Here is a 25,007-nt window from a genome sequence, read left to right on the forward strand (position 1 = left end):
GCACTATTGATATGCATGAATCGAGTTGGTCCGCGGAGCATCAGCTCCCTCAGCCTGGAGGTACGGAAATGGCGGAACTGATCATCGTCGGAGTCGACGGCAACGAGCGTGCGGAGCGGGCGGCGGAACGGGCAGCACAGCTCGCCAACGCGACTGGGGCAGCCTTGCACGTGGTGTGTGCCTACGTTCGCGACCAGTCTGCGCAGATCACCGTGGCCGACGGCACCCACTCCGTGTCCGTCGCCGAGGAGAGCGCTGACATCGCGGCCCGCGTGGCAACCCGGCTCGCCGACGTGGTCGCGACGGTGACGAGTGCCGCCGTACAGGGCCGGCCGGCCGAGGCACTTCTCGAGGAGGCCGAACGCCTCGACGCCTCCCTGATCGTGGTCGGCAACAAGCGCCTCCAGAGCATCGCGCGCGTCCTCGGCAGCGTGCCGGCGGCCGTCGCCCACCATGCGAACTGCGACGTATACATCGTGAACACCGCCTGAGCCGGGCCCGAGGCCGAGTCCAGCCCAGCCGCGCAGTCAGACGAGGTTGTCCTCCACGGTCATCCCGAACGCACCCTTGCCGTAGAGGGCGAGGGTGCGTTCGATGTCGTTGGCGACATGCACCGATCCCGCGTGGGCGTCACGCCAGGCCCGACCGATCGGGTGGTCCGAACGAAGTGAGTTGCCACCCGCGGTCTTGAAGAGCATGTCGATCGCGGTCAGGGCACGCTCCGTGCCGCGCACCTGGTCGCGGCGGGCCCGCAGCCGCAGCTCCATCGGGATCTCTCGCCCGGCCGCAGCCGCGGCATGGAGTTCGTTCATGTTGCGCTCCATCTGCAGGATCGAGGCGTCGATCTCCGAAGCGGCACGGGCCAACGCGACGTGGGCGAAGGGATCCTCCAGGAAGCGACCACCGCCCAGGCTCAACCGGTGTCGTTCCCGCATCGTGGCGACGTACGTGTCGAGACACCCCTGGACCGTGCCGAGGATCGGCGCAGTCACGGTGTTGGTGAACACCGCACCGAACGGCATCCGATAGAGCGGGCCGGTGTTGACCTGCTGTCCCGGCCCGCTCAACCGGGAGTGCTCGAAGTTGCGCATCGCCCGATAGGACGGCACGAAGACGTCGCGCACGACGATGTCGTTGCTCCCGGTACCACGCAGTCCGATCGTGTCCCACACGTCGATGATCTCGACCTCCGACCGACGGACCAAGGTCGTGATGAAGTCCACCGGATCGCCACCGGGACCGGTGACCAACGCGCCCAGCAGCAACCACGCGGCGTGGTCGCAACCGGAGGAGAAGCTCCAGCGCCCGGAGAGCCGGTAGCCACCGTCCACCTCCACCAGCCGGCCCACGGGCGCGTACGACGACGCGAGCAGTACGTCGGGCCCCTCTCCCCAGACGTCGTCCTGCGCTGCTTCGGGAAAGAGCGCGAGCTGCCACGGATGGACCCCCATCACTGAGGCGACCCACCCGGTCGATCCGCAGACGCTCGCGATCGCCCGGACCACCTCGTAGAAGTTGACCGGGTGGTCCTCCAGGCCGCCGTACCTGCTCGGTTGCAGCATCGTGAAGACGCCCGCCGCCTGCAGTTCGGCGATGCTCCGTGCGGGCACTCGACGGGCATCCTCGGTCGCGACCGCGCGTTCGGCAAGGCCGGGCAGCAGGTCCCGGACGTTCTCCAGCACCACGTTCATCCTTCAAGGATCAACTGGTTCCGGAGACCTCCTCCCCGCACTGTCGCTCAGTGGGAGCGCGCACGCTCTTACTCCACGCTGAAGGCCGCCAGCGGCTCCGACCCGGACCAGTCGTGACCCCAGTAGGAGTCGGCGGTGATCTCCTCGGCGGTGTAGAAGGTCTCGTCGACGAGCATCCCTTCGCAGCCGTACTCGAGATCCCACCCGCCAGGTGCCCGGACGTAGAACGACACCATCTTGTCGTTGGTGTGCCGGCCGAGGGTCGAGGACAGTGAGAACCCCGCCTTGTTGACCTTGTCCAGGGCCCGCCCGACGGAGTCAAGGGTGTCGACCTCCATCATCAGGTGCACCAGGCCGGGGGCTTCGCCGTGCGGTGCGGGGCAGATCGCCAGGCTGTGGTGGCGCTGGTTGACCCCGAGGAAACGTACGCGGCGCACCGGAGGCGGCGAGTCGAGGCCACCGAGGCGGATGGCGCCGCGGGGCAGGAAGCCCAGCACCTCCGTGTAGAACTCCACTGTCGCCTCGGGCACCGTCGTCGGCAGCACCACGTGACCCATCCCGTGGTCACCCGTCACGAACGACTGTCCGTGGCCGGTCAGCACCGGGCTGTGGTCGAGCACCGGTCCGAAGAAGACCTCCAGCGGGGTCCCTGCCGGGTCCTCGAACGCCACGCCTGCCTCGATCCGGCGGACGTCACACTCCTCCTGGCTGAGCACCTTCACCCCACGACCCGAGGCCTCCACGGCTCGTGCCACCGCAGCGAGGGCGAAGTGGTCACGGACCTCCCAGCCGACGGCCAACACCTTGTCGGTGTCGCCGGGCAGCACGATCAGGCGGGCACTCCGCTCGTCCATCCGCAGGTGCAGACCGCCCTCGTTCGGCCCGTCCACCTCCTGCATGGCCAGGCAGTCGACGGTCAACTCGCGCCACCGCGGGATGTCGGCACTCTGCACCTTGAGATAGCCCAGACCGCGAATCTCCGTCATGGGTGTCCTTCCTGGGTCGGTGTTCATTCGGATCGGCGTTCGTTCAGATCATGGAGAGCATCGGTCCGGGCGGCGGCTCGACGTCGAGGGAAGTGAGCGCGGAGACCTGGAAGACCGCACCCGGCACGTGGATCGCGTGGGCGAGTCCCATGTGACCGTCGCGCCAGAAGCGCTGGATCGGGTTGTCCATGCGCAGGCCGTTGCCGCCCGAGCGGGCGACGATCTCGTCCATCGCGCGGACCGCACGCCACGCCGCCGAGACCTGCGTACGACGCGACGCAGCTCGCTGCTCCAAGGTTGCCTGCTCGCCCCGGGAGGCGATGTCATGGAAGCGGTCCGCGTTCTCGAGCAGCGCCGTACGGGATGCCTTGATCTCCTCCGCCGCAGCGCTGAGGGCATAGAGCACGTGCGGGTCCTCCTTCACCGCCGTGCCGGTGATCTGGACCCGGGACCGCTGGTAGGCCATGGCCGCTGCGAGTGCACCTTCGGCGATGCCGATGACAGCGGAGGTGATGCCGAGCGGGAACGCCGTCGTGAAGGCCACGTGGAAGAGCGGGTTGGTGTGGCCGGACTCGCGCGGCTGCGAGCCGTCCATGAACTTCGAGAATGGCACCACCCGGTAGTCGGGGACGAAGGCATCCTTGATGACGATGTCCTTGGAACCCGTGCCGCGCAAGCCCACGACGTCCCACGAATCCTCGACGATCGTGTAGTCGGAGCGCGGCAGGATCACGTGGTGGCTCTGCGGCGGCATCAGCGGGTTGCCGTCCTCGTCCCCGAGGAAGGCGCCGAGGAAGATCCAGTCGCAGTGGTCGGTGCCGGACGAGAACTGCCAGTGCCCGTTGAAGATGTAGCCACCGTCAACCGGGCGCAGCACGCCCATCGGGGCGTACGGGGACGCGATCCAGGTGTCCGGGTCCTCGCCCCAGACCTCTTCCTGCACCCGCGGGTCACACATGGACATCTCCCACGGATGGACGCCGACGATCCCGGCGACCCACCCCGTGGAACCGTCCAGTGAGGCGAGTCGCATCACCGCTTCGGCGAACTCTCGGGGATGTGCCTCCATCCCGCCTCGCTCGCAGGACTGCAGCATCCGGATCACACCGGTCTCCCGCAGCAGTTCGACGGTGCGGTCGCTGAGCTGTCCCAGTTTCTCGTTCTCGGGCCCGAGCGCTGCGAGCTCGTCGGCGTGCGTCTCGATCGCCTCGAGCACCGGGTGCCTCGTCATGCGCGTTCCCGGGTCAGGAAGGCCAGCACGGTCGCCTCCCAGGCGGCCTTGGCCTCGATCATGGTCCAGTGCCCGCAGTTGGGGAAGATGTGCACCTCCACGTCGGGCACCGCGCGCATCGGCAGCAGCACCATGTCCACCGGACTGACCCGGTCGTCGCGGCCCCAGGTGATCAGGGTCGGCGCGGTGATCTTGTGCAGCATCGCCCAGTACGGCGGCTGGTCCGAGGCCTCGGCTGCCTTCGCCATGGCCTGGAGGACGCCACGGCCATACATGCGTCGTGCCGAGGCGAGCGCCTCCGGGTCGAGGGCCAGCTCCCAGCGCTCGGCGATCAGCTCGTCGGTGACCAGCGAACGGTCGTGCACCATCGAGTTGAGCCACGCGACGAGCCGTTCCTTGGTGGGGTCCTCGACGAAGTCGGTCAGCAGGTTGATCCCCTCACCCGGCGACGGGCTGAAGATGTTGCGTCCCATCCCGCCGATCGTGACCAGCCGCTCCACCCGGTCGGGGTTGGCGATCGCGAACCGGGTCGCGACCACGCCGCCCATCGAGTTGCCGATGATGGCGGTCCGTTCGATGCCCAGGCCGTCAAGAAAAGCGCTGACGGCCGGGAGAGCCGCAGCCATCGGGTGGAGGTCGGTGTCGTCACTGATCCCGAAGCCCGGGAACTCGAGAGCCAGGCAGTGGAAGTGTTCGGCGAAGACGGGCAGGTTGTTGCGGAAGTTCCGCCACGCCGAGACGCCCGGCCCGGAGCCGTGCAGCATCAGCAGCGGAGGCGCGTCAGGATCACCTGCCTCGTGGTAGCGCAGCACCCCGGAATCGGTCTTCAGTTCACGCAACGTGGACTCTCGTGTCAGCTGGGTCACACGTGCACGCTAGGGGCGCGGCACAGCGCCGGGAGGCTGCTCCCAGTGACTGGGAAGAACTGCACCGCTCCCATCTTCGACGGCCCGATGCACGCCGCCCGGACCGGTTCGCGTCGCTGAGCGGGATCGAGCACGGCCGAGGCAACCGGACCGAGTTCGCTGGTCCCATGATGACGACTGATCCGGTCGACGGCCCGACCCCTGCGGAGATGCGAGCAGCCATGGGGCACTTCGCCTCGGGCGTCACCGTGGTCACCGGCCAGGACGACGGCGGACCCGCAGGCTTCACCTGTCAGTCCTTCGCGTCGGTGTCGTTGGAGCCGCCGCTGGTGCTCTTCTGTGCCGACCACCGGGGCCGGGCCTGGCCACGCATCCGGGAGGCGGGTCGGTTCTGCGTGAACGTCCTCAACGAGGACCAGCGCGACCTGTGCGACCGCTTCGGCTCCAGCCGCGGGAGCCGGTTCGAAGGCCTCGACTGGACCACCTCGCCGTGGGGCGCCCCCGCACTACCCGGCGTACTTCTGCGGGTGCACGCCGAGATCCACGACGTGCACCCGGCAGGTGACCATGACGTCGTGATCGGACGAGTCCACGCACTCGACGCCGGCGACCACTCCCGGCCCCTGGTCTTCTACCGGGGCACCTTCGGCATCACCGGTCAGGAGAAGGACTCGGTGATCACGAAGCCCTCCGGCAACGGCTTCACGAGCGTCCACAGCACCGTGACCTCGCAGCGGGCGATCCGCCACTCGCCGTCCTCGATGACGTAACGGTCGGCATACTCGATCGCGCTGAGTCGTTCGACCTTCTCCACCAGGTCGACCTGGCGGAAGCGCAGCGTCCAGGCACCCGTCGCCTCGCCGTCACCGATCACCTGGATGTCGGGGTGCATCGCGTGGTGCATGTCGAGGATCACGACCTTGTCGTCGACCCGCTTCAACGCAAGGCTGCTGAAGACGGCCGCGATGCCGTCGGCGTCCTCGAACTTGCCGATCCGCGGCCCGTAGTCGACGATCGCCCCCTTCGCGATGAAGCAGTTGCGGAAGTCCTCCGGCCGCTTCGCGTCGCATGCCCGCAGATAGCGGTGCTTGAGCGCCTTGATGTCCTCGATCGCCTCCAGGCGGGCGATCCTCTGCTGCATTGCGTCCATGTCGGACTTCCTCTCACTGGGTACTGGGGTGGAGCTTCTCCTGCGGCACGGCCTCGACCAGGTGGCAGGCGGCCGTCGTGCCAGCCCGCGACGTACGGGTCTGCGGAACCTGCTCGTGGCAGAGTTCGATCGCGTCCGGGCACCGCGAGCTGAAGACGCACCCGGTCGGTGGGTTCATCGGATCGGGCAACTCACCGCTGAGTCGGATCCTGGTGCGCGACCGCTGCACCACCGGGTCGGCGACGGGCGCGGCCGAGAGCAGCGCACGGGTGTAGGGGTGCTGCGGGGATCCGAACAGCTCGTCGGTGCCGCCCTGCTCCACCAGGGTGCCGAGATACATCACGGCCACACGATCTGCGATCTGCCGGACGACGGCGAGGTCGTGGGTGATGAAGAGACACGCCACTCCGAGCTCGGCGATCAACTCCTCCAGCAGCGCGAGCACCTGGTTCTGACTCGAGACGTCGAGCGCCGAGACGGCCTCGTCGGCCACGATCACCTTGGGCCGCAGCACCAACGCGCGAGCGATCGCGATCCGCTGACGCTGTCCACCGGAGAACTCGTGCGGATACCGGTCCGCGTGCTCGGCGCGGAGGCCCACCATCTCCAACATCTCCACGGCCGTACGTCGCCGCTCACGTCGGCCCTGGTCGGTGTGCACCACCAGCGGCTCACCGATGATGTCGGCCACGGCCATGGAGGGGTCGAGCGAGGAGAAGGGATCCTGGAAGACCATCTGGATGTCACGCCGCACCCTGCGCAACGCCTTGCCGCGGAGCCTGACGAGGTCCACCCCGTCGAGCTCGACCGAGCCGCGGTCGGGACGGATCAGCTGGGTGATGCCCCGGACCGCGCTCGACTTGCCCGAGCCCGACTCCCCACCAGGGCCACCACCTCGCCCTCGGCAACCTCCAGGTCGATGCCTCGCACGGCGGGCAGCGCCCGACGGCCGATGCGGTGGGAGACGTGCAGGTCGCGGACCTTGAGCAGTGGGGCCCGCCCCAGGTCGTCGTCGAGGCCAGCGCCGGTCATACGGAGACTCCTTCGGTGCTGCGACGAAGGTCGAGCTCATCGGTACGGATGCACCGCACGACCCCTCCGGTCTCGCGTGGTTCCAGGCTGATCGCATCGATCGAGCACTCCGTGATCGCGTGACTGCACCGGGGTGCGAACCGACAGCCCGTGGGGAACTGGTCCGGCATCGGCGGAGTGCCCGGGATGATCTCGATGCCACCGACCCCGTCGACGCGGGGCAACGACCTCATCAGTCCCGCCGTGTAGGGGTGACGCGGCCGCTCGAAGATGTTGAAGCACTCGGCCCGCTCGACCACCTCACCGGCATACATCACGACGACCTCGTCACAGACGTCGGCGACGACACCGAGGTCGTGGGTCACCAGCAGGACGCCCATCCCGAAGTCCCGGGCGAGGTCACGCACCAGGTCGAGGATCTGGGCCTGGATGGTGACGTCGAGCGCGGTGGTGGGCTCGTCGGCGATCAGCATCCGCGGTTCCGTCGCCAGCGCCATCGCGATCATCACACGCTGTCGCATCCCACCGGAGAACTGGTGCGGATACTCCACGAAGCGGCTCGCCGCGCGTGGGATCCCGACCAGGTCGAGCACCTCGATCGCACGCTTGCGGGCGTCGGCGCGGCTGAGCCCCCGGTGCCGGCGCACCACTTCGGCGATCTGGGAACCGACGGTGAATGCCGGGTTGAGGCTCGTCATCGGCTCCTGGAAGATCATCGCGATCTCGTTGCCGCGCACGTCGGCGATCTCACGCTCACTGAGACGGAGCAGGTCGCGACCGTCGAGCAGCACCTCGCCACTCGACGTACGTCCGTTGTCGCCGTGCAACCGCAGCAGGGCGAAGCACGAGACGCTCTTGCCGGATCCGGACTCGCCGACCAACGCGACCACCTGGCCGGGCTGCACGTCGAAGCTCACGTCGGTGACCACGGGCTGCCAGGCCCCGCGCACGGAGAACTCCACGGTCAGGTCACGCACGGACAACAGGGGTGACGTCATGTCAGACCCTCCCCTTCTCGCGGCCCACGGAGTCGGAGAGTCCGTCGCCGATCACGTTGCAGGCAAGGACGGTGAGCACGACCGTGACGGTCGGCACGATCACCGGCCACGGTGTGTAGAACCAGGCGGCCCGACCCTCGGAGAGCATGCTGCCCCAGCTCGGGTCGGGTGGTTGCACGCCGAGGCCGAGGAAGCTCAACGACGACTCCGCCAGGATCGCGAAGCCGAAGGCGAGGCTGATCTGCACCGCGAGCGGTGACAGCACGTTCGGCAGCACGTGGCGCCGGAGGATCCAGTGGGTCGGGGTGCCGATGCTGCGCGAGGCCTCGATGAAGGTCTCCTCACGGACGGCGAGGGTGGCTGCCCGCACCACACGGAAGAAGCGCGGCACGAAGACGACGCCGATCGCGAGCATGGCGTTGGTGAGGTTCGGGCCCATCACGCCGACGATGGCCAGGGCCAGCAGCAGCGGTGGGAAGCTCAGCAGGGCATCGGCGATGCGGGAGAAGACCGCGTCCCACCACCCGCGCAGCAGCCCGGCGAGCAGCGCCGGGACGAGGCCGCCCAGCAGGCCGACGCCCACGGAGGTGACCGCGGCCTGCGCTGCCACCCGGGCGCCGTACAGCAGCCGGGAGAGGGTGTCCCTTCCCAACGTGTCGGTGCCGAGGAGGTGGCCGTCGGAGAACGGTGGCAGGCGACGGCCGTCGATGTTCTGGGTCAGCGGGTCGTGCGGCGCCAACCAGGGTGCCGCGATCGCCGCGATGAACCAGACGGCGAGCACCAGCAGGGCGACCCGGTTCGCCCAGGGGCCGGTGAACCGGCGCAGGAAGCGGCCACGGGGCGACTCGACGACGACCGGGGTCGTGGGGATCGCGCTCACTGGGACTCCCCTCTCGGGTTGAGGTAGCCGTAGGTCATGTCGACCACCAGGCTTGCGGTCACGGTGATGATCACGGCGAACACGACCATCCCCTGGATCGCCGGCAGGTCGCCCGACAGCACCGCGCGCACCGCGAAGTCGCCGAGTCCCTGGATGCCGAAGATCGTCTCGATGACGGCGGTGCCACCGAGCAGGTAGCCGGTCTGGATGCCGATGACGGTGACCACCGGCATCAGGGCGTTCTTCAGACCGTGCTTCCAGACCACGGTGCCGGGCAGCATGCCCTTGGCGACGGCGGTGCGCACGTAGTCCTGCCTCAGTACGTCGGCCAGGGAGGCCCGCAGCTGGCGTGCGATCTCGGCGGCGGCAACGACGCCGAGGGCGAAGCCGGGGAGCAGCAGGTGGCTGAGCCATGGCCAGAAGCCTTCGGACATCTCCACGTAGCCGGTCGCCGGCAGGAGCTGGAACTTGAGCCCGATGACCAACGTCAGCAGCAGACCCAGCACGAAGTTGGGCGTGGCCAGGCCCAGCGTGCTGCCCACGGTGACGACCCGGTCCTGCCATCTCCCCGCGCGGCGGGCCGCCAGCACTCCGGTCGGGATCCCGATCAGCAGGGCGATGACCATGGCGACCAGGGTGAGCGAGACGGTGATCGGCATCCGCGCGGAGATCATGTCCCACACCGGGGTGCGGAAGGTGTAGCTGGTGCCGAGGTCCCCGTGCGCAAGATTGTTCAGGAAGCCGAAGAACTGCTGATACACCGGCTGGTCCAGACCCAGGTCCGATCGGACGGCCGCCACCTGCTCGGGGAGGCGCCCTCCCCGGCGATCCGGTGGGCCGGATCGCCGGGGATCAAGAAGATGAGACTGAAGGTCGCGAGGGTCACGATGCCCATCAAGGGCACCAGGGCGACGAGTCGTCGGCCCAACATCGACATCGTGCGGCGTCCCACAACGGCGGCACTCACGGCATTCCCCTCATCGTTGACCAGTTGGCCCGAAGCTCAGCGGACGCGACGGCGACCCGCTCAGTTCGTCATCCCGACACCGCGGAACTCACTGATGCCGACGACGGTCGGCTCGTAGCCGGTGACCCGGTCGTTGCAGACCGTGCCGACCTGGTTGAAGGTCACCGGGACCACGGCACCTTCCTCCAGCACCAGCTTCTGGACCGCGGCCAGTGCCTCACCGCGGGCCGCGACGTCGTCGATGGCGTTGGCTGCAGCGAGAGCCTCGTCGAAGCCCTCGGGCTCCACGCGGCTGACGTTCTGGGGCGCGGCCTCGTCGAAGTAGGCCGAGAAGAGCATCGCGGGGTCAGGACGCCCGGTCCACGCCGTGATCACGGCGTCGCCGGTCCCCTTCAGGAAGTTGATGCCCATGTCGGCCGGCGGCAGCGCCTTGATCTCCATCTCGATGCCGATCTCCTTCAGCTGCGACTTGATGATCTCCGCAGTCGTCACGAACTGCGGGATGGTCAGGGTCACCGCGGTGAAGGAGAAGCCGTTGGGCAGGCCGGCCTGCTCGAGGAGATCGCGAGCCGCGTCCCGGTCGGTGGCGACAAGGTCGGCAACCGAGTCGTTGGAGACGAAGTAGTCGTTCGGGAAGAGGCCCGTCGACGCCTCGCCCTTGCCCTCCTGCGCGCCTTCGAGGATGGCGTCGCGGTCCAGGGCCAGGTTGATCGCGCGCCGCACCAGCGGGTCGTCGAACTCGCTCTTCGTCTGGTTGAAGTAGAGGACGGTCTGGGTGAGCACCGTGCGCGCCTTCGTCGTTGCCCCCGCGATCTGCTCGGCAGGAGCGATCATCGCGGGAGAGACGAGTGCACAGTCCGCCTGGTCGGAGGCGACGGCGTTGAGGTTGGTCTGGGGGTCGGTGGCGACACTGAACTCCAGGCCGGCGAGCTTGAGCGCGTCCTTGTCCCAGTAGTCGTCGACCGCTTCGAAGACGTAGTGCGAGCCGGGGTCGGACTCACCCAGGGTGAAGCGACCGATGCCGTCGGAGTCGGTCGCCAGCGCCTTGGCGGCGTCCGGCGTGGCGAAGGCCTGGGGACTGACCATCATCCCGGCCAGGTCGGAGAGGGTGAGCACGAGGTGCACACCGGGAGCGCTCAGGTTGAGTTGCACCGTGGACTCGTCGACGACGTCGACCGAATCGACGTCGGAGAGCAGTGAGGCGGAGATGGAGTCGGGTTCGCGGGCTCGGTCCAGGTTGGCCTTCGCGGCCTCGGCGTCGAAGGCGGTTCCGTCCTCGAAGCTGAGCCCTTCGCGCAGGTGGAAGGTCAACGTCTTGAAGTCGTCTGAGAACTCCCACGACTCGGCCAGGCCCGGCACCGGCTGGCCGTCGACGTCCTGGTGCACGAGCCGGTCGTAGACGAGGTTGAGCACGATGAAGTCCGAGGCTGCGACCGTCTTGTGCGGGTCGAAGGAGGTGGCGCCGGCAGACGTCGTGTAGCGCAGGACGGCGTCCGGGTCGGGGTCACCACTGCCGCCGCCGCTGCCGCCGGAACTGCCACACGCGGCGGTGAGGGCCAGACAGGCCGCGACGGCCAGGGCTGGGATTCGCTTCACGGGATTCTCCACTTCCTAGATGGGTGCCCACCCGAGGGGCGGAATGTCGTGCGTCACACGGAGTGATTCCAGATCCTGATGACTGAAGTGGCCCCGAGGACGGGGATCCCAGTGACCGGGAGTGACTCGGAAACCGTCAGTCGTACGCCGCTGCGCTGCGGCGTTCGACGTCCGCCACGAGGGCCGGGTCGTAGTCGGCCGACGGTCCTGGAGTCCACGTGGCGGCAGTCAGTCGACCCGAGTAGGGGAAGCTGCGGCGCCGGGTGAAGAGCTCCCAGTGCACCGGGCCACCCCGACACAGGCCCACGTCGATGCCGCTGAACGGCGCCATGCCGACCAGCATCGCCACGTCGTCGATCCGAGCCACCCCGACGCCGTCGAGGAGCAGCTCCCACGACCATCGGAAGTCCGGGAGCGCGGTGGCGACCACGCGCACCGTGTGACCGCCCGCCACCACCGGCTCCGGCCCGGCGGCCAGGTGCATCCGGCCGTACTCGTTGTAGCCGAGGTGCAGTCGACCGCCCTCGACGAAGACCAGGTAGCCCCCACCCTGGTCGCCGTGCGCGACGAGGATCCCCTCGTCCGTCGCGCAGTGCTCCACCTCGATGTCGACGGTGAAGGAGCGCAGGGTGACCAGGCACTGGGCGCGGTAGCGTTCCAGCGTCGGGGTGCCCGGCAGGATCCGCACCGGCTCGACGTAGGCGTCCTCATCGGGACGTCGGATCACCTGCTCCAGCGCACCCGTGGAGTTGAGCGGGAAGACCGTGTTCTCCCACGCGGCCCGCTCCCATCCGGCGGCCAGCTCGCGGAGCTTCTCCGGATGCAGGGCGGAGAGATCGTGGAGCTCGTTGGGGTCCACCTCCACGTGGTAGAGCTCCCACTCGGCGTCGTCGAAGTCGGTCCCGGGCACGTGGGAGGTGACGACCTTCCACCCGTCACGATAGAACCCACGATTGCCGGCGAACTCGGTGTACTGCTCCCTGCGGGTGCCCGACGAGGCCGGATCGGTGAGCACCTCGGCAAAGCTCACCCCGTCCATGTCCAACGCCTGCTTGCCGTGCCGTACGCCGGGCGTCTCGAGGCCGACGAGCTCCAAGATGGTGGGAGCGAGGTCGGTCACGTACTGGTACTGGTGCCGGATCCCGTCGTCGCCTTCCGACCGGGGCAGACCGGCCGGCCACGAGAGCAGGAAGGGCACCCGGACGCCGCCGGCGAAGGCCTGCCCCTTGTAGAGCCGGAACGGCGTGTTGGAGGCCAGTGCCCAGCCGCGCGGATAGTGGACCATCGTGCGCGGTCCGCCGATCATCGTCGGGTCGAGCGCGACGTCGTGCTCCCAGTCGGTGGGAATCTTGGGAAGGTGGACGAAGCGGCTGAAGTAGCTGCGCGTTCCCTCGGGTCCGCCCTCCATCGTCCCGCCGTTGTCGGAGGTGAAGACGATGATGGTGTTGTCCAGCTCCCCCAGGTCGGCGAGGGTCCGAGTGATCCTGCCGAGGCTCTGGTCGATGTTGTCGACCATCGCGGCATACACCTCCATGTAGCGGGCATAGAGCGCCTGCTGCTCAGCGGTGAGCTCCTCCCAGGCAGGCACGTCGAAGCGTGGCTTCCCGCCTCCGCGGGGCGGCAGTGGCACGTCGGCCGCGAAGAGTCCGTCCGCGAGCTGGCGGGCATGACGCTCCTCGCGGATCCGGTCCCACCCGGCGGCGTAGCGGCCGCGGTACTTGTCCAGGTCCACCTGCTTGGCACCGAGGGGCCCGTGCATCGCGTGGTGGGCGAAGTAGAGGAAGAAGGGCTTCCGGGCGTCGCTCGCGCGCAGCGACTTGATCATCTCCAACGCCCGGTCGGTCAGGTCGTCGGTGAGGTAGTAGTCGTCGGGGAACTCTGCGACGTCCTGCGGGCTGTTGTCGACGACGATCCGGTTGGGGTGGAAGAAGCTGTTGAGCGCCTCGGTGGTGCCGTAGTAGCGCTCGAAGCCACGCTGCACCGGCCACGACTCGCGGGCGGCGGCGTCGTTCATGAGCGCCTCGCGACTCAGGTGCCACTTCCCCACGCCGTAGGTGGCGTAGCCCTGGTCGCGCAGGATCTCGGCCAGGGTCAGGACGTCGTCGCCGAGCTCCAACCGGACGCCCGGGAACCCCGGGTCGAAGTTGGCGACCGAGCCGAAACCGGCCCGATGGGGGTTGAGCCCCGTCAACAGCGCAGCGCGGGCAGGAGAGCACACCGGCGTGCTGTGGTAGTTAGTCATCCGCACCCCGGTGGCCGCCAGCCGGTCGAGGTTGGGGGTGTCGATCTCGGAGCCGAACGGGCCGACATCGCTGAAGCCCATGTCGTCGACCAGGACGACGACCACGTTGGGGGCACCCTGCGGCGCCGATCGCGGCCTCGGCCAGGCCCGTTCGGACTCCGACGTCGTGCGCCCGATCCGGCCCGGATGCCGCTCGTAGCCCCGTGCGTGGCCCGGCACTCCGCGTTCGTCGGGCGGATCGTCGGCGGCACTGCTGGCCAGCCGGTCGGCCGTCACAGCCCGAGGTCACCAGCAAGGCGGTCGAGGTGCTCCAGCACCGCCTTCTCATCGGCATCCGGCAGTCCCCAGACCGCCTCCGTGACACCGCCGGCCTCCCACTCCTCGAGCAGCTCGAAGGTGGGTCGGAGTGCTCGCACCTCCGGCTGTCCGTCGCGGCCTGCGGCGGCCCACGCCTCACGCAGCCGATTGACCTGCTCCGGGATCGACTCGTCCAGCGGCGTGGTGAGCCACCCGTCCGCGTGCGCAGCGATCCAGGCAAACGTCTTCGGTCCGGCCTGGGCACCGATCACCACCGGCACGTGTTCCTGGATCGGCTTGGGCCACGCCCACGAAGCCTCGAAGCTGACGAACTCGCCGTCGTACGACGCCTCCTCCTGCGTCCAGAGCGCCCGCATCGCCTCGACGTACTCACGCAGGACGGTCCGGCGGCGCTGGGGCGGGACGCCGTGGTCGGCCAGTTCGTCGGTGTTCCAGCCGAACCCGGCGCCGAGCGTGACCCGTCCGCCGGAGAGGTGGTCGACGGTGGCGATCGTCTTGGCGAGGGTGATCGGGTCGGACTCGACCGGCAGCGCCACCGAGGTGCCGAGCCCGATCCGTTCGGTCACGGCCGCCACCGCACCGAGGGTCACCCATGGGTCGAGGGTGCGCAGGTAGCGGTCATCGGGGAGCGAATCGTCGCCGGTGGCCGGGTGAGCCGCGGACCGGCGGACCGGGATGTGCGTGTGCTCCGGCACGTAGAAGGTGTGGAAGCCGCGTTCCTCGGCAGCGCGAGCCGCGTGCTGGGGGACGATGCCTCGGTCGCTGGTGAAGAGAGATTCCGTGTCGCATGCCGCGAAACTAGGGATCCGGATGCTGCGGAAGGGCGAAAACCCAGTCAGTGGGAGGGATTCCTGCACCCCGGGGACCGCAGGGTCGGTTCACATCCAGCGACCCGAGCTCGTGGCGAGGATGCTGTCCAAGGTCTCCTTCGACCACGTGTGGAGTGGGTGGCTGTCGGGGGTCGGCACCGTCGTACGGCGCGGGTCGAGTTCGGCACTGACCCGACGACTGGCGTCGGCGACCAGTGGTGCGACCTTCTCCAGGGGCGTCTGCGGCGGCATCGCCACCGAGATGCTGCCGATCGGGCCGTCCGCGCCGATGACCGCAGACGACACACAGCCGACGCCCGTGAAGCACTCGCCCTGCTCGAAGGCCAGGCCCCGCCGCTCCCGTACCCGGCGCAGGTCCTGGTGCAGCACGTTGAGGTCACTGATGGTGCGCGCCGTCATCCGCCCCATCTGGTGACGGAGCGACACCTCGACGTCCTCGGGCGGCAGCCAGGCCAGGATCGCCTTGCCGAGCGCCGTGCCGTGCGCGGGCACCCGACCGCCGACCCGGGTGGGCACCGAGGCGGCGAACCGCCCGCCCAGCTTGTCGAGGACGTGGACGTGCGCACCCTTGAGAACACCGAGGTGCACGACCATGCCCGTCGCGATCTGGAGTTCGTGCAGCACCGGCCCTGCCGTGTGCCGCAGGTCCATCGAGGTGTGCTCCCAGTCCGCGAAGGCGAGGGACCGCGGCCCGAGCGCGTAGCCGTCACTCGTCCGCCGTACCCAGGAGAGCTGGGTGAGGGTGGTGAGGATGCGGTGCGCCGTCGACCGGGCCAGCCCGGTGTGGCGCATCACGTCCTCGAGGCTGCGATGGGCCGTGGGCGTCTCGAAGGCGTCGAGCACCGCAGTCATGCGCTCGATCATCGAAGGCGCCGGCGCCGGGGCCTCCGTGGGCCGCGGCGAGGCAGCCGGCCCCCGCGAAGCCCGGCCCGTCCGATGGCGGTGATGGTCATGGCAGCCCTCCGAAGCAGCGCGTGATCCTCCTCACAGGGAACCTGCAACTCGTCGAGCCATCACCGCCACTCCCACTGGCTGGAACCCCCGCCGAGGTCCCCCGAATCCGCGTCGAGAGCGCCCCCATCCGCGTTGAGAGCGCCTCGATCCGCCACGAGAACGCAGACGGACCCACCGGCGGCACGGGGCCGGGCCAGTGGGTCCGGAAGGTGGGTCAGTCTGCGAACGGGTGGTGCAGGGAGCGGATCAGCCGAGCGCGGCGATCGCGGCGTCGTAGTCGGGCTCGGTGGTGATCTCGGGGACCAGCTGCGAGTGCACGACGTTGCCGGCTTCGTCGAGTACGACGACGGAGCGCGCGAGCAGGCCGGCGAGCGGACCGTCGAGCATGGTCACGCCGAAGTCCTCGCCGAAGGAGGAGCGGAAGGCGGAGCCGACCTTCACGTTGTCGATGCCCTCGGCACCGCAGAAGCGAGCCTGGGCGAAGGGGAGGTCCTTCGAGACGTTGACGACCGTGGTGTTGTCGAGGCCCGCGGCGAGCTCGTTGAACTTGCGGACGCTGGCCGCGCACACACCGGTGTCGACGCTCGGGAAGATGTTGAGGACGGTGCGCCCGGCGCGGTCAGCGGAGGTGAGGGCGGAGAGGCCCTCACCGACCAGGTCGTAGGCCGGAGCGGCGGAGCCGACGGCAGGAAGCTCGCCGGACGTGTTGACGGGGTTGCCCTTGAATGCAGTGGTAGCCATGCCTCATTCCTACACGCATCGTGGGCAGTCCGGCACGGGTAGCCACCCGCTGGTCACCAGCCCGCTCCCCTCCTCGCCCGGACGTCCGTCAGCCGCGGAGCCGTTCTCGGCCGGGCAAGGGCCATGCCCAGACCCTGTCGCCCAACAGGGCGAATACGGCTGGCACCACGATGCTCCGCACCAGGAAGGTGTCGATGAGGATGCCGATGCCGACGATGACCCCGACCTGGGTCAGCGTCACCAGCGGCAGCATCGCCAGGACGACGAAGACCGCGGCCAGCACCACTCCGGCGCTGGTGATCACGCTCCCGGTGAGACCGACCGCCCGCACGATCCCTGCGGTCGTTCCCCTGCCCGGCGTCTCCTCCTTGGCCCGGAGCACCAGGAAGACCGTGTAGTCGATGCCGAGGGCGACCAGGAAGAGGACCACGAAGAGTGGAGTGTTGACGTCGAAGGCCGGGAAGTCGAAGACATGGGCACTCACCCACACCCCGACGCCAAGGGCGGCCGCCGTACTCAACAGGTTGATCCCCAGCAGCACCAGCGGGGCTGCCACATTGCCCAGCACCAGCAGGAGCACCAGGAAGACGACGAACAGGATCAGCGGGATCACCACCATCAGGTCGCGCATCGCCCCGTCGCTGGAGTCAAGCTGTGAGGCGACGTTGCCTCCCACGACCGCCTGCGCGCCGTCGACCTCGTCGAGGCGGTCACGAAGATCGCGCACGGCCTGCTGACTCGCATCGCTCGAGGGCTCGGCCTGCAGGTCGGCGGTGATCCGCACCCATCCGGAGTCCGACTCCCCGACGGTCGGGCATCCGCGACGCCCTGGGTGTCGCGGACCACCGCGAGCACCTCCTCGGCGGCGCCGGCCCGAGTCATCACGGTCACCGGGTCGGCGGAGCCGGGCGGATAGTGCTTCGAGAGGGTCTCCAGTCCGTCGATGGACTCCGCCTCCACCTCGAACTGGTCGGTCTGGGCGAGGCCGATCCTCATCTGGGTGAGACCACCGGCCAGGGCCCCGAGCACGAGCAGGGAGACGACCAGGACGGCGACCGGCCGACGTACGACCCAGCGGGCGACGGTGAACCAGGCGCCGTTCTCCTCGGCCTCGTCGCGGTCGGTCTCGGGGAGGAAGCGGGGCACGAACGGCCAGAAGAGCCGCCGGCCGCACAGCGACAGTGCCGCCGGCAGCGCGAACAACGCGAACACGAGGGCGATCACGAGCCCGATCGAGGCAGAGATGCCGAGGATCCGGCTGCTGGGGATCGCCGCGGCGAAGAGCGCGAAGAGCGCGAGGACCACCGTGATGTTGCTGGCGAGGATGGCCGGTACGGCGCCGTGGAGCGCGGCGCGCAGCGCCATGCGGTGGTCCTCGTGGCGGCGCAACTCCTCGCGATAGCGGGAGACGAGCAGCAGCGCGTAGTTGGTGCCGGCGCCGAAGACGAGCACGCTGGTGATGCCCGACGTCGAACCGTCGAGCCAGGTGCCGGTGTTGGTCGAGACGATGTCGACCGCCACCGATGCCGTCCGGTCGGCGATGGCGATCACGATGAGCGGCACCAGCCACAGCACCGGTGAGCGGTAGGTGATCACGAGCAGCACGGCGACGACGGCACCTGTGACGAGGAGCAGCCGGAGATTGGCTCCGCTGAACGACTTGGAGATGTCGCCGGAGAAGCCGGCGCCGCCAGTCAGCTCGATGCCGAGTCCCTCAGGCAGGTCGGCGTCACGCACCGAGTCGCGGATCTGGTCGATGAGGCCGTTGAGCGTCGCGCTGTTGACCCCGTTGGGCAACGGCACCACATGGAGCTCGGCCTGTCCGTCCTCGGAGGGGACCGGACCGGTGACCTCGGAGCCACTGATCTCACTCCACTGCTGGACGAGATCGGCGACAGCGGCGCGGTCTGCGTCGGTCAGCGCGCCGTCGGCCCGCTCCACGACCATCACGGCGGGCAGCTTGTCGCCACCCGGGAACTCTTCGGCGATCTCCGAAGCGCGGGTCGAGTCGGCGCTGCGCGGCACCGGGTCGGGGGCGGCCCGCTCTGCCGTGTCGGCGCCCACCCCCATCACCGCTCCCACCGCCACGAGGAAGCCGAGGAGCAGGAGGATGGCCGGAAGCTTGCGGGTGGTCAGTCGACCGAGGCCGTCGACGACGCTGCGGGATCGCGAGGGGGACACGGGCCAAGGCTAGGGACCCGCGCTCGTGCCCGCACCGGCTCCGCCACGGACTGGGCACTCACTCCGACGGGAGCGCTACAGTCCGCGGCGTGGACACCCCGGTGATCGAAACCCCGACCGCAGCCGGCATCGAGGAGACACTCGCCGTCGTACGCCGCTGGCTCCCCGCCTTCCTCGCTGGCGAACGCGCGGACGACGACCTGTATGTCGACGGGGTCACCACCTGGCACAACATCGGCGAGCGCGAGGTCGTGGTGCAGCGCACCCCTCCCGCACCCGCATCGAGTCCGGCGGCGCGTCGCTGCGCGTCGAGGACGTGCGCGTGAAGGTCTTCGACGGCGGCTGGGTGCTGCAGTCGACCACCGTCGGCACGTCCGCTGCCGGTGACCCGGTACGCATCCCGTCCTGCCTGGTCGTCACGGTGCGGGACGGACGGATCGCCCGCTTCGAGGAGTACGCCGACTCGGCGGCCGCGCAGACCTTGCTCGGTGTGACCGGGGTCAGCCCACCGCCACGAAGTCGAGCAGCACGCGATTGAACTCCTCCACGTGGCTCGCGTTGAGCCCGTGCGGAGCGCCTTCGATGACGTGCAGTCGACTGTTGGCGATCCGTTCGTGGGTGCGCTGGCCCGACCCCTCCAGCGGCACGATCTGGTCGGAGTCGCCGTGGATCACGAGCGTGGGCACGGTGATCGCGTCGAGGTCGGCACGGAAGTCGGTGGTCGCGAAGCTGTCCATGCACGCCAGCGCGGCAGCTGGGTCCGACTCACGGCAGAGGCGGAGTGCGTCCTGGCGTTCGTCCTCACTCACCAACGGATCGCCGCCCGCGGAGAAGAAGTCCCTGGTGAAGCCGTCGAAGAAGGCCTCGCGATCCTTCTCCAGGGAGACCCGCATCTCGTGCGCTGCCTCGGTCTCCAGCGGACCATCGGGATTCTCGTCGGTCCTCAACAGGTACGGCGGCACTGCGGCCGCGAAGACCAGGCTGTGCAGGCGCTCCTCACCGTGACGCGCGACGTACCGTGCCACCTCGCCGCCGCCCATGGAGAAGCCGACCAGGGTGACATCGCGCAGGTCGAGATCCTCGAGGATGCCGGCGAGATCATCGGCGAGCGCGTCGTAGTCATAGGAGTCGCCGGTCGCCGAGCGGCCGAAGCCGCGGCGGTCGTAGACCACGACACGTTGGCCCGCGGCGCGCAACGGCTCCACCTGGTGCTGCCACGACTCGGCCGACATCGGCCAGCCGTGGATCAGCACCACGGGGCGGCCTTCGCCCCCGGAATCGGCGACGTGCAGTCCTGTGGTGGTGCTCTGGTCGGTCATCGGCCGTCCTCCCTGTGTCGGTGAGGACCGTGCGGTACCCAAGGAGTCGCCCGGGCACCCGGAGGTCAGCGATCGCCGGCTTCCGGGGAGTTGTTGAGGTTCACCAGGGCCAGGACGAGGCCACCCCAGATCACCGCGATGGCGACGATCATCATCACGATTCCAGCGGTGCTCATCTTTCGACCTCCTCTCCGATGTCGGCGGGTGGGACGGTCAGCGGGGTGTCGGGGCGCCACCTGACGACGGAGGCGAGGATGCCGAGGACGATGACCGCAGCAGCGAGGCCCCAGCCGGCGGAGTAGAGCAGCCAGTCCGGATAGCCCTCGTAAGGCTCCTTGACCGTGTCGATGAACTCCTTGACCAGCACGACCGTCAGCCCGAGCGGGGTGATCGATGAGATCAACACGATCCACCAACCGCGCACCGGGACCGTGCCGTACTCGTTGAGGTGGTCCGCAAAGGCCGGCAACGTCCGCACGACCCAGGCAAGCACCAGCATGCTGACCACCGCGACGAGGAGGATGCCGAAGCTGTTGATGAACTTGTCAGCCGTGTCGAGCACGAAGATCGCCGTGCTCGTGCTGAAGAAGAAGAGACTGACCACGGCAGCCGGGAGGGTGACCACCAAGGTGGCGCTGAGCCGGTGCATCTCGAACTTGTCCCGCACCGCGGAGATGACCACCTCGATGATGCTCACCAGCGAGGTGATCCCCGCCAGGATCAGCGAAGCGAAGAACAGCACGCCGATCAGCGCACCCGCGGGCGCCTCGTTGATGATCGCCGGGAACGCCACGAACGCCAGACCGATTCCGTCGGTGGCCACCTCGTCCACGGCAACCCCTTGCGCCTGGGCCATGAAGCCGAGGGCCGAGAAGACCCCGATCCCGCAGAGCAGCTCGAAGCTGGAGTTGGCGAAGCCGACCACCGCACCGGAGCCCGTCATGTCGGTCTTGCGGTTGACGTAGGAGGAGTACGTGATCATGATCCCGAAACCGATCGAGAGCGAGAAGAAGATCTGGCCGTACGCCGCCGCCCACACGCCGGCGTGGCTCAACGCCTCCCAGTTCGGGGTGAACAGCGTGTCCAGGCCCTCGATGGCGCCGGGGAGGAAGAGGGCCCGGACCACCAGCGCCACGAAGGCGACGATGAGCACCGGGATGAAGACGACCGAGGTGGCTCCAATGCCCTTCTGGACACCGAGCGCCATGATGACGATCACTGCGATCCAGGTGAGCACGAGGGGGACCATGACGCCGGGCACCACGTCGAGCGTCAGCCCGTCAGCGATGTCGGAGGCCTGGAGGAAGTCACCGAAGAAGTAGCTCTCCGGATCGCTGCCCCACTTCTTGTCGAACGAGAAGATCGTGTACTTCAGCGACCACGCGATGATCACGGCGTAATAGACGGCGATCACGAAGCAGATCCCCACCTGCCACCAGCCGAGCCACTCCGTCCTCTTCGAGATGCGCCGGAAGGCCAGGGGTGCCGACCCTCGGGTGCGGTGCCCCATGGCGTAGTCGAGATAGAGGAACGGGATTCCTGCCGTGAGCAGCGCGATCAGGTAGGGGATCATGAAGGCCCCGCCACCGTTCTCGTAGGCGACGTACGGGAAACGCCAGATGTTCCCGAGGCCGACCGCCGATCCGATCGCTGCGAATATGAAGACGCGGCGCGAGGAGAACGCTCCTCGCCTCTTCGCCTCGGTAGACTCCGTTGTGGTGCTCACGTAGCGACCTCCAGCTCTTGTCTGCTCCGCAAGCATGCCGGGTCGCGGTGGGTTCTGTCACTGACCTGACCGTGCCCCGACTGGCCCGGAGCCCTTCTCCGACAACATCGTCAGGCCGGATAGGTGACCACCTCGAGTACCTTCACGACGACGTACACATGCTGGCACGGGGGCGAGCTCGGTGAGCACAGCTGCGGTGAGGTCGGCAGCGAGGCGGGTGCCGTCGAGGCCGGTGTCGTGCACCTGCACGATGACACCGCGTGGCTTCAACTCATTGATCTGCAACGGCAGTGCATCGCGTGGGCTGCCTCCGGGCGGCGCCGTGTGCAGTGCCACGAACCGGGGCGAGTAGGCCGCCACCGCGGCAGCACCGTGCCCTCATGTGCGATGCCATGCACTTCGACCGCCTACACCCAGGCCAGCCCCCGCAGACCGGCGAGGAGACCGGACCGCTCCTCACCACGATGCTTCGCCAGAGCGGTTACGTCTTCGACGACGTGGCCTGGGTGGCCTGTGTCGCCGCCAGTGACGGCTACGTCGCCGTGGTCACCCCGGCCGAGCGGTTGGCGGACAAGTTCCTTCAGATCGCCGTCTCCGAGACCGCCGACGGCGTGCCGACCACCTCGACGCCGCGACTCGTCGTCGGCGGCGACGTCACGGTGGGCGCTATGTCTCGGGGCTCTCCGATCTGGTGATCAGCTGCAAGCCCGACACCAACTGCGGGCCGGTGCCGACGGCGCCGGAGCCCATGGGGAAGGCAAAGCTCGAAGATCAAGAAGCGGACGACGAAGGTCAATCAACAGCGGGTGAGCATCCGAGCCAAGGTGCGCACAAGCGACGAAGCCACCGTCACCGCTGATGTCAGGATCTGGCGTGGTTCGGAGCTGATCCTCCTCCCGGCCGTCGAGGTCGACCGCGGAAATTCCGGGAGGTGTGGACCGCCAAGGACATCGCGGCAAGTACCGCGTCGTCGTTCGCTACGCGGGCAACACGCAGACGCAGAAGGGCACACAGTAAGCCGCCTTCCGGATCAACTTCCGCTGACCAACACCACTTCCTACGAGAATCGAGCACAACGGGACGTGGAGCCGGACGACTCAACAGCTTCGGGCCAAGGAGGCACCGAGACGGGCGGGGAGGATCGAATCCTGCGAGGTCTCTCGGCGCACGTCAAGAGAAAGGCGGCTACGCGCCAGCAGTTGACGACGTGGTGCACCGACAGGACATCCTCCCGCAGCTCAGAGGCGTTCTGGGCGGGCCCGCTCCGCAATGGTGCAGGGCGACTCGGCATCGCCGAGCGCGTGCACCTGTCGACCCGTGCCGAACACGGCGACCTGCCCCCTCAGGTCACCGTGCTCGGCGCAGTTGCAGAAATCCACCTGTAAACGGTGAATCGTTAGGACCCGTCGCTATTAGATCCCCGCGAGCAGTTCGTCGGATCCGCCACTGCCCATTGGCCGGCGTCTATTTTCCGCAATGAGCCACCGGCCGTCGACCCGGCGGAACGTCCAGCGATTGAGGCAGTAGTTCTGGTAAACGACCACAGGCGCCCTGTGTGCCTGCGAACGTGCGACAACCAGCGAGTCGCTGACGATGACGGCACTGCCGTCATCGAGCAGCCTGAAGATTGAAGGGTGGCCGTCCATCTGATACTGGGCGTGACCAATCAAACGCAGGAAGCGCGTGGCCTCGACGCACTGTTGGATCTCATCGCGGCCCACGAATCGACCGTGCCGGAGCGGGAAGTCCAGAGTTCGCGGATCGTCGACTCGCGGCTGCATCTCGTCGTCGAAGTACTCGCTGTCATCGAAGTACCAGAAGTCCATGATCGCGTCATCTGTGTAGAGCCCGACCCACTCCTGCGCCATTCCATGGTCTGCGTAGAAGCCGTAACGGGCCAGCAACTCACGACAATCGCGCTCCGCCTCAAGGACTTCGATCCGTGCCGCGAGATCAGTCGCTTGCACCTCTATGGGCCGAGGGTCTGCCATGTTCACATCACCTAACTATGAGAGTTTGCTCGAATCGCTCATGAGGGAAATGACAAGATCGGTGGCAGCGGGCCCGGAGCCACCACCCACTGCCACCGATCTGAAACAGATCAGACCTGAGGCGTCTCGGGGATCTCGACGTACGCGAGCCTGTTTCCGGTGAACTGCCCGAACACGATCATCCCCGGCTTCTCCGAGTTGAGGTCGCAGGGGGCGGACGCCGCCGTCGGCGTCTCGAGGTACGAGTCCTCCTTGGTCACGGGGTTGAACCGACCAAGCTTGTTGTTGTTGCGGTACATGCCGGTGACAAAGTAGATCATGCCGTCGCTACCGAAGCGCATGGCGCCCGGGTCGAGGTCGGGGCCGCCGTGAAGTTCCCACTCTTCGATCTCGCCGGTCTCGGGGTCGAGGCGTCCGATCTTCTGGCCCAAACCCTCGCTGAACCACAGGTACTTGCCATCAGGCGAGCGGAGAAGCCCACCGACCAGGGCGTGCGGCGTGGGAATCTTCCATTGGCGGATCTCTTCGGTGAAGACGTCGATCAGTCCAAGCTCGTTGGTGTTCCACGTGCTGAAGGCGATCGTGTTGCCAGGCCCTGGCTGCAGGCAGAACAGGCCGGAACGCGGAGTCTCCAGATCCCACTTGGTGAACGAGTGGTCCTCCATGTTGAACCGGCCGATCGCGTTCTCCCCGGCCATGTGGAACCAGAGATGGCCGTCCTTGCCGAAGGTCATGTCCATGATCTGGGCGGTACCGAAGGTGTGGATCCCGCGACCGTCCGGGCCAGCGTCGTACAGGGTGCCCCAAGGCAACTCATAGGTCGTGATCTCCAGCGTGACCGGGTCGATCTTCGCGAGTGCGTTGCCCTTGACCTCGGCGAACCAAATGTTTCCATCCGGGCCGCGCTCCATCGGGCCGGGCGCCGCGGTCTTGTTCGGCAGCGGGATCTCGGTGATCTCCAGCGTCTCCGGGTTGATCCGCGCCATCTTGTTGCTGTTCATCTGCGCAGTCCAGATGTTGCCCATCAGGTCCCACTCGGCCTCGCACGGGTAGCACAGGTCGGTCGGAAATTCGGGGAACTCGACAATCGGACCCCAGTCCCCTACGACTGCGGGCGTGGCTGCATCCTGTGACAATGAACTTCCTCTCCATGACCGAGCACGATGACCTACCGAGCCGGAATCTTCTGTGTACTGAGTAAATCCTACTGTCACAACTTTCCTACGTCAACGGTCCATCGCACCGACTGTGCCACTTCCTCAGTGTGCTGATAGAATTAGGGTCCAGGATCAGCACCTCTGCCCCGAG

Annotated in this window: 29 protein-coding genes and 1 pseudogene; 5 read left to right on the plus strand and 25 right to left on the minus strand. The window is 68.0% G+C overall.

What is annotated here, in order from left to right; translation table 11 throughout:
- Window positions 1–68 precede the first annotated feature (68 nt).
- Window positions 69–491, plus strand: a complete 423-nt coding sequence (locus L1066_RS06705; RefSeq protein ID WP_235735578.1) for a universal stress protein — start codon at window positions 69–71, stop codon at window positions 489–491.
- A gap of 36 nt (window positions 492–527) precedes the next feature.
- Here the strand turns inward: L1066_RS06705 and hsaA are convergent, their stop codons facing one another.
- The 4 genes from hsaA to L1066_RS06725 form a co-directional block, all read right to left on the minus strand.
- Complete coding sequence (hsaA, locus tag L1066_RS06710; protein WP_235735579.1) at window positions 528–1,691, minus strand: 3-hydroxy-9,10-secoandrosta-1,3,5(10)-triene-9,17-dione monooxygenase oxygenase subunit; 1,164 nt, start codon at window positions 1,689–1,691, stop codon at window positions 528–530.
- 68 nt (window positions 1,692–1,759) lie between these two features.
- Window positions 1,760–2,677: a VOC family protein gene (locus tag L1066_RS06715; RefSeq protein WP_235735580.1), complete on the minus strand. Its 918-nt coding sequence runs from the start codon at window positions 2,675–2,677 to the stop codon at window positions 1,760–1,762.
- 43 nt (window positions 2,678–2,720) lie between these two features.
- On the minus strand, window positions 2,721–3,908 hold the full coding sequence (locus L1066_RS06720; RefSeq protein WP_235735581.1) for an acyl-CoA dehydrogenase family protein: 1,188 nt from the start codon (window positions 3,906–3,908) through the stop codon (window positions 2,721–2,723).
- Window positions 3,905–4,774: an alpha/beta fold hydrolase gene (locus L1066_RS06725; RefSeq protein WP_235735582.1), complete on the minus strand. Its 870-nt coding sequence runs from the start codon at window positions 4,772–4,774 to the stop codon at window positions 3,905–3,907. Before L1066_RS06725 ends, L1066_RS06720 begins: the two co-directional genes overlap by 4 nt.
- A 167-nt stretch (window positions 4,775–4,941) precedes the next feature.
- Here L1066_RS06725 and L1066_RS06730 point away from each other — a divergent pair, with 167 nt between their 5' ends.
- Entirely contained in the window at window positions 4,942–5,544 is a 603-nt protein-coding gene (locus L1066_RS06730) for a flavin reductase family protein (protein WP_235735583.1), read from the plus strand.
- Here the strand turns inward: L1066_RS06730 and L1066_RS06735 are convergent.
- The 14 genes and pseudogenes from L1066_RS06735 to L1066_RS06800 form a co-directional block, all read right to left on the minus strand.
- Window positions 5,433–5,924 (minus strand): nuclear transport factor 2 family protein, encoded by a 492-nt coding sequence (locus L1066_RS06735; protein WP_235735584.1) that lies wholly within the window; start codon window positions 5,922–5,924, stop codon window positions 5,433–5,435. The two genes, L1066_RS06730 and L1066_RS06735, sit on opposite strands and share 112 nt — an antisense overlap.
- A gap of 13 nt (window positions 5,925–5,937) precedes the next feature.
- Window positions 5,938–6,765: an ABC transporter ATP-binding protein gene (locus L1066_RS06740; RefSeq protein ID WP_235735768.1), complete on the minus strand. Its 828-nt coding sequence runs from the start codon at window positions 6,763–6,765 to the stop codon at window positions 5,938–5,940.
- Window positions 6,753–6,956 carry a hypothetical protein gene (locus tag L1066_RS06745; protein WP_235735778.1) on the minus strand — a complete coding sequence of 68 codons (204 nt, stop codon included), beginning with the start codon at window positions 6,954–6,956 and terminating at the stop codon, window positions 6,753–6,755. The genes L1066_RS06740 and L1066_RS06745 overlap by 13 nt, the downstream gene beginning before the upstream one ends.
- A complete protein-coding gene (locus tag L1066_RS06750; RefSeq protein WP_235735585.1) occupies window positions 6,953–7,954 on the minus strand; it encodes an ABC transporter ATP-binding protein in 1,002 nt (333 codons plus the stop codon). Before L1066_RS06750 ends, L1066_RS06745 begins: the two co-directional genes overlap by 4 nt.
- 1 nt (window position 7,955) lies before the next feature.
- Complete coding sequence (locus L1066_RS06755; RefSeq protein ID WP_235735586.1) at window positions 7,956–8,834, minus strand: ABC transporter permease; 879 nt, start codon at window positions 8,832–8,834, stop codon at window positions 7,956–7,958.
- Entirely contained in the window at window positions 8,831–9,595 is a 765-nt protein-coding gene (locus L1066_RS06760; RefSeq protein WP_235735587.1) for an ABC transporter permease, read from the minus strand. The genes L1066_RS06755 and L1066_RS06760 overlap by 4 nt, the downstream gene beginning before the upstream one ends.
- Window positions 9,568–9,801: a hypothetical protein gene (locus tag L1066_RS06765; protein WP_235735588.1), complete on the minus strand. Its 234-nt coding sequence runs from the start codon at window positions 9,799–9,801 to the stop codon at window positions 9,568–9,570. Before L1066_RS06765 ends, L1066_RS06760 begins: the two co-directional genes overlap by 28 nt.
- 60 nt (window positions 9,802–9,861) lie before the next feature.
- Window positions 9,862–11,397, minus strand: coding sequence for an ABC transporter substrate-binding protein (locus tag L1066_RS06770; RefSeq protein ID WP_235735589.1), 1,536 nt, complete (start codon window positions 11,395–11,397; stop codon window positions 9,862–9,864).
- A 136-nt stretch (window positions 11,398–11,533) separates the two neighbouring features.
- Window positions 11,534–13,915 carry an arylsulfatase gene (locus L1066_RS06775; protein WP_235735590.1) on the minus strand — a complete coding sequence of 794 codons (2,382 nt, stop codon included), beginning with the start codon at window positions 13,913–13,915 and terminating at the stop codon, window positions 11,534–11,536.
- The gene (locus tag L1066_RS06780; RefSeq protein WP_235735591.1) at window positions 13,912–14,814 is read right to left on the minus strand and encodes an LLM class F420-dependent oxidoreductase; all 903 of its coding nucleotides are present in this window, start codon (window positions 14,812–14,814) and stop codon (window positions 13,912–13,914) included. Before L1066_RS06780 ends, L1066_RS06775 begins: the two co-directional genes overlap by 4 nt.
- 21 nt (window positions 14,815–14,835) lie before the next feature.
- Window positions 14,836–15,639 carry an IclR family transcriptional regulator gene (locus L1066_RS06785; RefSeq protein ID WP_235735592.1) on the minus strand — a complete coding sequence of 268 codons (804 nt, stop codon included), beginning with the start codon at window positions 15,637–15,639 and terminating at the stop codon, window positions 14,836–14,838.
- Between the two features lie 348 nt (window positions 15,640–15,987).
- On the minus strand, window positions 15,988–16,482 hold the full coding sequence (tpx, locus tag L1066_RS06790; RefSeq protein WP_235735593.1) for a thiol peroxidase: 495 nt from the start codon (window positions 16,480–16,482) through the stop codon (window positions 15,988–15,990).
- 88 nt (window positions 16,483–16,570) lie between these two features.
- Entirely contained in the window at window positions 16,571–17,656 is a 1,086-nt protein-coding gene (locus L1066_RS27555; RefSeq protein WP_312007272.1) for an MMPL family transporter, read from the minus strand.
- A pseudogene (locus L1066_RS06800) lies at window positions 17,593–18,552 on the minus strand (MMPL family transporter); the annotation flags it as partial. The pseudogene L1066_RS06800 and the gene L1066_RS27555, both read right to left, overlap by 64 nt.
- 200 nt (window positions 18,553–18,752) lie before the next feature.
- Here L1066_RS06800 and L1066_RS06805 point away from each other — a divergent pair.
- Together L1066_RS06805 and L1066_RS06810 are read left to right on the plus strand one after the other, a co-directional pair.
- Window positions 18,753–18,989 (plus strand): hypothetical protein, encoded by a 237-nt coding sequence (locus L1066_RS06805; RefSeq protein WP_235735595.1) that lies wholly within the window; start codon window positions 18,753–18,755, stop codon window positions 18,987–18,989.
- The gene (locus L1066_RS06810) at window positions 18,986–19,201 is read left to right on the plus strand and encodes a nuclear transport factor 2 family protein (protein ID WP_235735596.1); all 216 of its coding nucleotides are present in this window, start codon (window positions 18,986–18,988) and stop codon (window positions 19,199–19,201) included. Before L1066_RS06805 ends, L1066_RS06810 begins: the two co-directional genes overlap by 4 nt.
- On the opposite strand, the gene L1066_RS06815 is transcribed toward L1066_RS06810, so the two are convergent.
- The 4 genes from L1066_RS06815 to L1066_RS06830 all read right to left on the minus strand — a co-directional run bounded on the left by L1066_RS06815 (window position 19,164) and on the right by L1066_RS06830 (window position 22,044).
- A complete protein-coding gene (locus L1066_RS06815; RefSeq protein ID WP_235735597.1) occupies window positions 19,164–19,982 on the minus strand; it encodes an alpha/beta fold hydrolase in 819 nt (272 codons plus the stop codon). The genes L1066_RS06810 and L1066_RS06815 overlap by 38 nt on opposite strands.
- 65 nt (window positions 19,983–20,047) lie before the next feature.
- Window positions 20,048–20,158, minus strand: a complete 111-nt coding sequence (locus L1066_RS06820) for a methionine/alanine import family NSS transporter small subunit (RefSeq protein WP_235735598.1) — start codon at window positions 20,156–20,158, stop codon at window positions 20,048–20,050.
- Window positions 20,155–21,708, minus strand: a complete 1,554-nt coding sequence (locus L1066_RS06825; RefSeq protein ID WP_235735599.1) for a sodium-dependent transporter — start codon at window positions 21,706–21,708, stop codon at window positions 20,155–20,157. Before L1066_RS06825 ends, L1066_RS06820 begins: the two co-directional genes overlap by 4 nt.
- 57 nt (window positions 21,709–21,765) lie before the next feature.
- The gene (locus tag L1066_RS06830) at window positions 21,766–22,044 is read right to left on the minus strand and encodes a hypothetical protein (RefSeq protein ID WP_235735600.1); all 279 of its coding nucleotides are present in this window, start codon (window positions 22,042–22,044) and stop codon (window positions 21,766–21,768) included.
- Window positions 22,045–22,088: 44 nt separating this feature from the next.
- Between L1066_RS06830 and L1066_RS06835 the strand changes: the two genes are divergently transcribed.
- Window positions 22,089–22,403, plus strand: a complete 315-nt coding sequence (locus L1066_RS06835; protein WP_235735601.1) for a hypothetical protein — start codon at window positions 22,089–22,091, stop codon at window positions 22,401–22,403.
- A gap of 543 nt (window positions 22,404–22,946) precedes the next feature.
- On the opposite strand, the gene L1066_RS06840 is transcribed toward L1066_RS06835, so the two are convergent.
- The 3 genes from L1066_RS06840 to L1066_RS06850 all read right to left on the minus strand — a co-directional run bounded on the left by L1066_RS06840 (window position 22,947) and on the right by L1066_RS06850 (window position 24,913).
- Window positions 22,947–23,087, minus strand: a complete 141-nt coding sequence (locus L1066_RS06840) for a hypothetical protein (RefSeq protein ID WP_235735602.1) — start codon at window positions 23,085–23,087, stop codon at window positions 22,947–22,949.
- A 33-nt stretch (window positions 23,088–23,120) separates the two neighbouring features.
- Entirely contained in the window at window positions 23,121–23,699 is a 579-nt protein-coding gene (locus tag L1066_RS06845) for a nuclear transport factor 2 family protein (protein WP_235735603.1), read from the minus strand.
- 110 nt (window positions 23,700–23,809) lie between these two features.
- A complete protein-coding gene (locus L1066_RS06850) occupies window positions 23,810–24,913 on the minus strand; it encodes a Vgb family protein (protein ID WP_446499895.1) in 1,104 nt (367 codons plus the stop codon).
- Window positions 24,914–25,007 lie beyond the last annotated feature (94 nt).

Source organism: Nocardioides alcanivorans, assembly GCF_021555175.1.
Taxonomy (GTDB): domain Bacteria; phylum Actinomycetota; class Actinomycetes; order Propionibacteriales; family Nocardioidaceae; genus Nocardioides; species Nocardioides alcanivorans.